This window comes from Exiguobacterium sp. S22-S28, assembly GCF_043359615.1.
Taxonomy (GTDB): Bacteria; Bacillota; Bacilli; order Exiguobacteriales; family Exiguobacteriaceae; genus Exiguobacterium_A.
In genome coordinates, this window is sequence record NZ_JBHFFC010000022.1 from 22477 (window position 1) to 29956 (window position 7480).

At 35.1% G+C, this 7480-nt stretch carries 8 protein-coding genes and 1 pseudogene; 3 read left to right on the forward strand and 6 right to left on the reverse strand.

Features of this window, described 5'->3' with window-relative positions; genetic code table 11:
• Positions 1-9 precede the first annotated feature (9 nt).
• From ACHA8N_RS05420 to ACHA8N_RS05435, 4 genes and pseudogenes are all read right to left on the reverse strand, one after another.
• Positions 10-1245, reverse strand: a complete 1236-nt coding sequence (locus ACHA8N_RS05420) for a ParM/StbA family protein (protein WP_393964997.1) — start codon at positions 1243-1245, stop codon at positions 10-12.
• Between the two features lie 306 nt (positions 1246-1551).
• The gene (locus ACHA8N_RS05425; RefSeq protein ID WP_393964998.1) at positions 1552-2133 is read right to left on the reverse strand and encodes a hypothetical protein; all 582 of its coding nucleotides are present in this window, start codon (positions 2131-2133) and stop codon (positions 1552-1554) included.
• Between the two features lie 59 nt (positions 2134-2192).
• Positions 2193-2507 carry a hypothetical protein gene (locus ACHA8N_RS05430; RefSeq protein ID WP_393964999.1) on the reverse strand — a complete coding sequence of 105 codons (315 nt, stop codon included), beginning with the start codon at positions 2505-2507 and terminating at the stop codon, positions 2193-2195.
• A 67-nt stretch (positions 2508-2574) separates the two neighbouring features.
• A pseudogene (locus ACHA8N_RS05435) lies at positions 2575-2706 on the reverse strand (JAB domain-containing protein); the annotation flags it as partial.
• A gap of 450 nt (positions 2707-3156) precedes the next feature.
• Between ACHA8N_RS05435 and ACHA8N_RS05440 the strand changes: the two are divergent.
• The 3 genes from ACHA8N_RS05440 to ACHA8N_RS05450 all read left to right on the forward strand — a co-directional run bounded on the left by ACHA8N_RS05440 (position 3157) and on the right by ACHA8N_RS05450 (position 5575).
• Positions 3157-3300 carry a hypothetical protein gene (locus ACHA8N_RS05440; protein WP_002360221.1) on the forward strand — a complete coding sequence of 48 codons (144 nt, stop codon included), beginning with the start codon at positions 3157-3159 and terminating at the stop codon, positions 3298-3300.
• A 253-nt stretch (positions 3301-3553) separates the two neighbouring features.
• A complete protein-coding gene (gene fexA / locus ACHA8N_RS05445; RefSeq protein WP_393965000.1) occupies positions 3554-4981 on the forward strand; it encodes a chloramphenicol/florfenicol efflux MFS transporter FexA in 1428 nt (475 codons plus the stop codon).
• A gap of 177 nt (positions 4982-5158) precedes the next feature.
• Positions 5159-5575 carry an NAD(P)H-dependent oxidoreductase gene (locus tag ACHA8N_RS05450; RefSeq protein ID WP_000855243.1) on the forward strand — a complete coding sequence of 139 codons (417 nt, stop codon included), beginning with the start codon at positions 5159-5161 and terminating at the stop codon, positions 5573-5575.
• A gap of 282 nt (positions 5576-5857) precedes the next feature.
• Here ACHA8N_RS05450 and ACHA8N_RS05455 read toward each other — a convergent pair whose 3' ends face one another.
• The gene (locus tag ACHA8N_RS05455) at positions 5858-6223 is read right to left on the reverse strand and encodes a DUF6262 family protein (RefSeq protein WP_000619629.1); all 366 of its coding nucleotides are present in this window, start codon (positions 6221-6223) and stop codon (positions 5858-5860) included.
• Between the two features lies 1 nt (position 6224).
• On the reverse strand, positions 6225-7480 hold a 1256-nt coding region (locus tag ACHA8N_RS05460), incomplete at its 5' end, for a tyrosine-type recombinase/integrase (RefSeq protein WP_393965001.1).

A 7480-nucleotide genomic window follows, 5' to 3' on the forward strand; every position in this document is an offset into this window, starting at 1 on the left:
CTCCCCTAGTTAATTCACAGCACCTGCTAGTTTTTGTTCAAAGTAGTTAGCAATCAAGTAAGCACGACTCGTAATGAACGGAGATTCCCAAATGATTGATGCATCTGGTAACTTGATATCTTCTTCATTTTTGAAGAATTCATATCCAAAGAGAACGCCACCACCAACTAAATAGAAGTGCTCTGCATTGACACCTTTAACACTCCAGTAAGAATCTACTTCTTTCATTACATCTGAAGCGTACGCTTCCATCACTTCTAATGTCTGCTGAGTAAAGTCGATGTTACGTTTGCGTCCCCAAGATACAGTAAATTTAGGTGTTTTTCCTTCAACAGCTAGCTTTACACCTGGATAAATCACTTGTTTCATGAACTCTTCACGAGTACGGTATGGTTTACCATCCTGATTGTTTGCTTTCAATGCATTAATGATTGGTTCAAATTCAGGTAGTTCAAGTACTTTCTCAAGTAACTGATCAACATATGTGTTAGTACCAAGACTAACGTTTCTTGATGCCACTTTATTAAGTTGACTGTTTTCGTATAAGGCTTCATCTAAGGTACCGGCTCCAAGATCTGCAACAATATAGTTCGCTTCAGGTGAAGTCAGGAGATTTTGGTCTTTTGTAGCAATAAGCTCATTAGATTGAATATCGAATGATAAGGAAACACCACTAGTCGCGCCCTCAACCCGAAGCTTTCCACCTGTGATATTCAATACTACTGTTTTCCCTTTAGCAGGTCCATCTAAAAACTGAATTTTATGCTTTCCTTTTAGATCTTCTAACGGTTTCTGACCAACTTTTTTATGTTCCTCAATTGGAAGCCCACCAGAGTAGTTAATTTCGACTTCGATTTCGCTTTCAGGACTTGCAATATTATCTTTTAAGGTTGCAACAGCTAATGACGTTAACGACACAATCTTATGAAGAGAGCTATTATGTTTGTCAGTATCGATTTGCGGTTGTTGCATGTCTGCTTTATCAATAGCATATTGACCAACATAGAAGTAACTCTTTCTTTGATGCTGTTCTAACGAGTCTGTTTCAATATATACATGCAACATTTCTTCTGGATTAATCTTATGGTTACTTGCTTCAGTATGTAACTCGATCACACTTGGAGGAGCTGGAGCAATTACTGAAGGAATCGGAAAAGATACAATATCACCCGATTTCGAATCAATATAGCTAGTCTTAGTGCTAGTGTTTCCTGTGTCCAATCCTGTAATTAGTGAGTATGTCATATAAATGACCCCTTTCGAATTTGGTTTAAAAATAAACTATCAATAGTTTTATTTAAACTATTCAATAGCCTTCATTCGCTTACAAGTAAATTATATCACTAATTAAGTCTAATTTAAACTAAAAATAATTTTATTTTTAGTTTAAATTAAATCTAAAATTAAATTTTATTTACATTAAAAAAAGAGTATTCTTGTTTCCGCAAGAATACTCTAACCAAATTCGAAAAAATTAAAGCGAAAAGAACTTTAATTCCTCATATGTTCATTTTAACAAAATTAACTCGAAAACAATACTAATTCATCCATTTAACTAATAACGGTTTCACGTGAAACGTAACTTACGTTTGCTTTAGTATTATTGATCTTCATAGACCTTTTAGATAACTTAAACGTAGTCTGTTCCATTTGATCTAAAGTTCTTTCTTGAATAGCTGCAGGACAGTACCCAAATTTCTTTATACAAACATTTTCAACCATCCACATTTTTCTTGTCCAAAACTCATAGGTTTCTCCCTGAGAATCAATTGACTTTTGGAAGTCACATTTTTCTTTTGCTGTTAAAAGTTCAACATTCTCTTTTAAAAAGTCTTTTGCGTTCTTTAAAAGGAGATATGATTCAGAACGAATAAGTCGCATTTCTTTTAAAATAGAGTAGATCATGCTTAACGTCATTGTACTTAACAACTCATCAATAGTTAATTCTGCTAAATAATCTTCATCTCTCAAGATAACTCCTGTCTTAAACCCACTTATGTGAGGCCGAGAACCGTCTTCTCCTACTTCACCATAAGGACTATTTGGACCAAGATTCACATTACAAAACGAACATTTATATATTTCACCTGAAAACAGTTCAACCTTCCCACCACAATAAATACAAGTCTTCATCTCCATGTCTCCTATCTTTTAATATAAAGCTTTCCGAGGCATTGCCTCGGAAAGTCTCCTTATATCATTTTTTCAGAAACTAAAAGCTTTCGATCTTTCGCAATGCGATACACTAACCAGGTTTCATCGTAAGTCCATTCTTCTAATTCGGACCTCATGGTAGCAACAACATTTTCAATAATTCCTTTAGCTGTTTTACACGTTAAGTAAAAAAGTCGTTCCGTTTTTGTTTTTGATTCTCCATATGAATCATAGAATTCACCGTATGTTTTTAGTTCAATCAAAGGACTTCCTAATTTGGATAAATCGTTTAACACATGATGATCTTTTACATTGTGCATCTTCATATATTCGTCGACAGTTAATTTACTCATTGGCTGACCATCTCCTTGTCTTTTGCAATAATAGGGCGGTGAGGATTTTACTCCTCACCGTTCGTTATTAGAACAATCCTTCAGTTTTTAATGAAAGGAAGCCTGTATCATTATTTACAATCAAATGGTCTAGCAATTTAATGCCCATCAAATCCCCAACTTCAGCAAATCGTTTAGTTAACTGGATGTCTTCATGACTCGGTCTCGGGTCTTATCAAGAGTAAATTACTAAAAATCCATTAACATCAATGTTTTTACTTTAAGAACATATATTTAACGTGTTAAATCAAATGAAAAAATACAATGTAATTATTAGATGACAATTGATTACGGTCAGAAGAATGTACCACAAATAAAAAAACTAATTCCTTTTTATTTTATCGAGGAATTAAGCTTTTGACCTGCAACAATCACGCCCAATTTCGGAATATCTATAATATGATTTCGATCTTAAATTATCTACTTTAACTGACGCTACCTGCTCGTTAAAGAAGACCTATTTAAAAAAGTTTATACTGCACCTGCCTTTATTATGTAAGTAAAAGTAGTAAAGCTTTAAATTGGTTTTCAAAAAAGTAGGGTTGATTATTTCTTTTTCATCAATTATTATTGTGTTATTATCACAATATGAGAAAGGAGGCAAAAAGTAATGGGAATTGATTTCATTAATGTCGAGTTTAGAAAGCATGTAAAAGTTTCAGGGGATTTAGGTACAACGGGATCAGTATGTCCTTTTTCACAAAAACAAAAAATGGAAACACTACCGGAAAACTTTTTGCCTCCTTTTATATAATGGGCAAAAATTTATGAATCTATTGCATTTGTAAAAATGCATACGAATGATTAGGCACCGGTTGTTAAACTGGTGCCTTTTTTTTGTTTGATCAGTTCAGTTAGTTTGGAGAACCGAATCTTTAATCATGCTGTAGAAATATGGTGAGTTCGTTGATTTGGTTTTACAATATAAATAGATATGAGGTGAGGTTTATGGTGAAAGCAGTGGATTTAGCCTCCTAAAATCACAATATATTTTAGGAGGAAATAAAATGAAAAAGGATAGTAAATCTAAAGAAATGATTCAATCTGAAAAAAGGGGTTCTACTAGGCTTTTAATGATGGTACTCTCCCTATCTGTAATTGTAGGTGCAATTACGGCTGATTTAGTCAATCCCGTACTTCCACTAATAAGCAAAGATTTAGAAGCTTCGAAATCTCAAGTGAGTTGGATAGTTAGTGGTATTGCACTTGTTCTTGCGATTGGAGTTCCGATTTATGGTCGAATCTCAGACTTTTTTGAGTTACGAAAGCTATATATCTTTGCCATTATGATTCTGGCAAGTGGTAGTCTTTTATGTGCAATTGCCCCGAACCTCCCATTGTTGGTTTTGGGAAGAATGGTTCAGGGTGCTGGGATGTCCGCAATTCCAGTTCTATCAGTCATTGCAATTTCGAAGGTTTTCCCACAAGGAAAACGTGGGGGAGCTTTGGGAATTATCGCAGGAAGTATTGGTGTTGGAACTGCTGCTGGTCCAATATTTGGTGGAGTAGTTGGTCAATATTTAGGGTGGAATGCCTTGTTTTGGTTCACATTTTTGTTAGCCATTATGATTGTTATTGGTGCCTACTACGCGTTACCGACAATTAAACCGGCAGAATCCGTAGGAAGCAATAAGAACTTTGATTTCATTGGTGGTTTATTCCTCGGCCTCACAGTAGGATTACTCCTTTTTGGCATCACTCAAGGAGAAACTTCTGGTTTTTCTTCGTTCTCATCGTTAACTAGCCTAATTGGTTCTGTTGTAGCTTTGGTGGGATTTATTTGGAGAATTGTTACCGCAGAAAATCCATTTGTACCACCTGTCCTGTTCAATAACAAGGATTATGTCAATACGGTCATAATTGCATTTTTTTCGATGTTTGCTTATTTCGCTGTTCTTGTGTTCGTCCCATTACTAGTCGTTGAGGTGAATGGACTCTCTTCTGGACAGGCTGGAATGATATTGTTGCCAGGTGGTGTGGCTGTTGCAATCTTATCTCCCTTCGTTGGCCGTCTTTCTGATCGATTTGGGGATAAACGTCTGATAATTACTGGGATGACTCTGATGGGGCTGTCTACCTTATTCTTGTCCACCTATGCATCTGGTGCTTCACCTCTGTTAGTTTCCGTGGGGGTCCTCGGAGTAGGGATTGCTTTTGCATTCACGAATTCTCCCGCAAATAACGCCGCAGTAAGTGCACTCGATGCAGACAAGGTTGGTGTCGGAATGGGGATTTTCCAAGGTGCTTTGTACCTTGGAGCAGGAACTGGAGCAGGTATGATTGGAGCATTATTATCCGCTCGACGTGATGCTACTGAGCCGATAAATCCATTATATATATTGGACGCTATGTCCTACTCAGATGCGTTCCTTGCAGCTACAGGGGCAATACTCATTGCCTTAATAGCTGGATTAGGTTTAAAAAAGCGTGGGTAATAACTTAGTTATGTAAAGATTAGTTATTGTTTAGTTCATCTTCTATAGTTTAAGCTGTAAATAAATAGCTTAGGAATCACGCAAATTTGAATTTCTTAGAATAGAATACTTTTAAGTAACTCAACTTTCGTACACTGTTTTATTGGTGCGAAAGTTGAGTATGTTAAGGATGAAACAATGAAAACATTGGTGATCGTTTCTCACCCAGATATGCCAAATTCTCGAATCAATAAAGTTTGGGTAGAAAAAGCAGCGTCTTATTCAAACGAAATTACCATTCATGATCTTTATAGAGAGTATCCTGATTTTATTATAAATGTAAAAAGAGAGCAGGAATTAGTTGAAAATCATGATAATATTATTTTTCAATTTCCATTATATTGGTATAGTTCTCCTTCATTATTAAAAAAATGGATCGATGAAGTGATTATATATGGATGGGCTTACGGATCAAAGGGTAAAAGAATATTTTATAATCGAAAATTAGGATTAGCTATATCAGCTGGCGTAAAAAAAGGTGAATTTACAAGTATGGGTAAAAACAAGCATACATTAACCCAGATGTTAACACCATTCAAATCTTTATGTGCATAGATTCATGCTGAATATGTACCAGAGTTTGTACTTTACGGTGCTAATTCGGATATGAAGGGCGAAGAGATACAGAAAAGTGCTAATGAGTATTTGCAATATATTAAAAAGTATTATTTAAGAGCATAAAACACTTCTGCGATCATGCCAACAATACTAGAAGAAAGCCCATTTCCCCTTAACACATTTAGGGAAATGGGCTATTGAAGTTATTGAAGGTTTTAGCGATTTCATTTTAGGTAGCCAATTCAAAGTGCCCAATAAATTCCAAGAAACACAAATCTGCTAAAACAGCTTGCCATGTAATTTTTGAACTTGATCCTTTAACCGTTCATTCTCTTCTTCTAACGCCTTTATACGGCTTTTTAAGGTTTTTATTAATACGTCCTCTGAACGAGGGCTTTTACTAGGTTTACGGGGGGTTAACTCACTTATCTGCATCCCTCTTAATGTCTCCACTCTAGTTCTAATATCTTTTTGTTTGTAAAGCCATGACTTTGAAACATTTGCTTTTTGTGCAACGGAATTAAAATTAATCTTCTCTTCTTTCAATGCCATCTCTGAAATTGTCTTTTCAACCCTAATTCTTGTTTTCTCCGACTTGTCTTTAGCTAGCTGAACTATGGCAGTTGTGTTACCTTTTCTAATCATTTTAATTCGTCTCCTTTAACGAATGAATAATCTGTTCTAATCTATTTTTAACACGTTCATTGGTTTCAACCTGACGCTGCCATTGGTTTTGTTTAGCCCTATTTAGTATTTCTTTAGTTCGCTCTAAGTGCTCTTCATGTTCAGTAAGAAATTGTTTACTTGTACAGAAATTCGTACAATCTAAACATGCATTTGCGTGAGGACATGGTCCTGCAATTACTGGTAACCGACAATAGCCATTAGGAAGTGCCTGTGCATTGATATTCTTTTTAAACCATTGAAGATCTGTATTGTCAGCTTCAGTATTTTCCTCACTTAAATCCAGAATGCTACCGTTATTCGTTACTAAGGTTTCCTTAAATTTCGTAAATTCCTTCTTTAGGGTTTCATCAAAAATATGTGCATATCTTGCCGTCATTTCCGGTGATTCGTGACCCAAGAACTTCTGGACAATATGTTGTGGCACTCCGTTATTTATCATTCTAGTGCCAACTGTATGCCGAAAGGCATGAGCATGAAAACGAAAAATTTCTCCGTTGCTGTCCGTTATCTTTTCTTCATAAGCTAGTTCATTTAATTTAACCCTAAAGGTATCTTGTTTCAATGGTGAGCAATCTTTTCGGGGAAACACATATACACATCCATCATCGAGTTCATCAGCCACCCTTTGCTCTTGAACTAATATCAATGCAGCAATTTCTTTAGAAATAGGAATGATATGCTCTTTCTTCATTTTCCACTGATAATACTTTAAAAAGCAATCCCCTTCTTTATCGGTTATGACGCTCCCTTTTTTCAATGTACAAAGTTCACTGATACGCATCCCGCATTCTTGAAGTACCATAACCATTGTAGCAATATAAGGTTCCAATTTATCTAATTTCCCATTTAATTGTTCAAGTATATGTTCATCAATATAACGTGGTAGTGCCTTCGGCACTTTAGGGTAATCTTCTTGAAAGATAAGGATCTTAGAAGGTGTATCCTTCCAGTCATATCTTTGAATTGTAGTAAAAAAAACGTCTAAAGTAGATATTCGTCCAGTTACAGTACTGGGTTTTAAACCTTTTAAATTAATATAATTAAAATATTGCTCAATTTCATTTCTAGTTAATTGATGAATCCTTTGTATACCTTCACAATTTTTGTTCATGAAATTAAAAAATTCTTTTAATTTTGAAGCTATATCTACTACGTGAGAAAAGCTAGCTGTGTTTAACATTAGTTTACAATATCGCTTAACTATTTCTTTAAAAT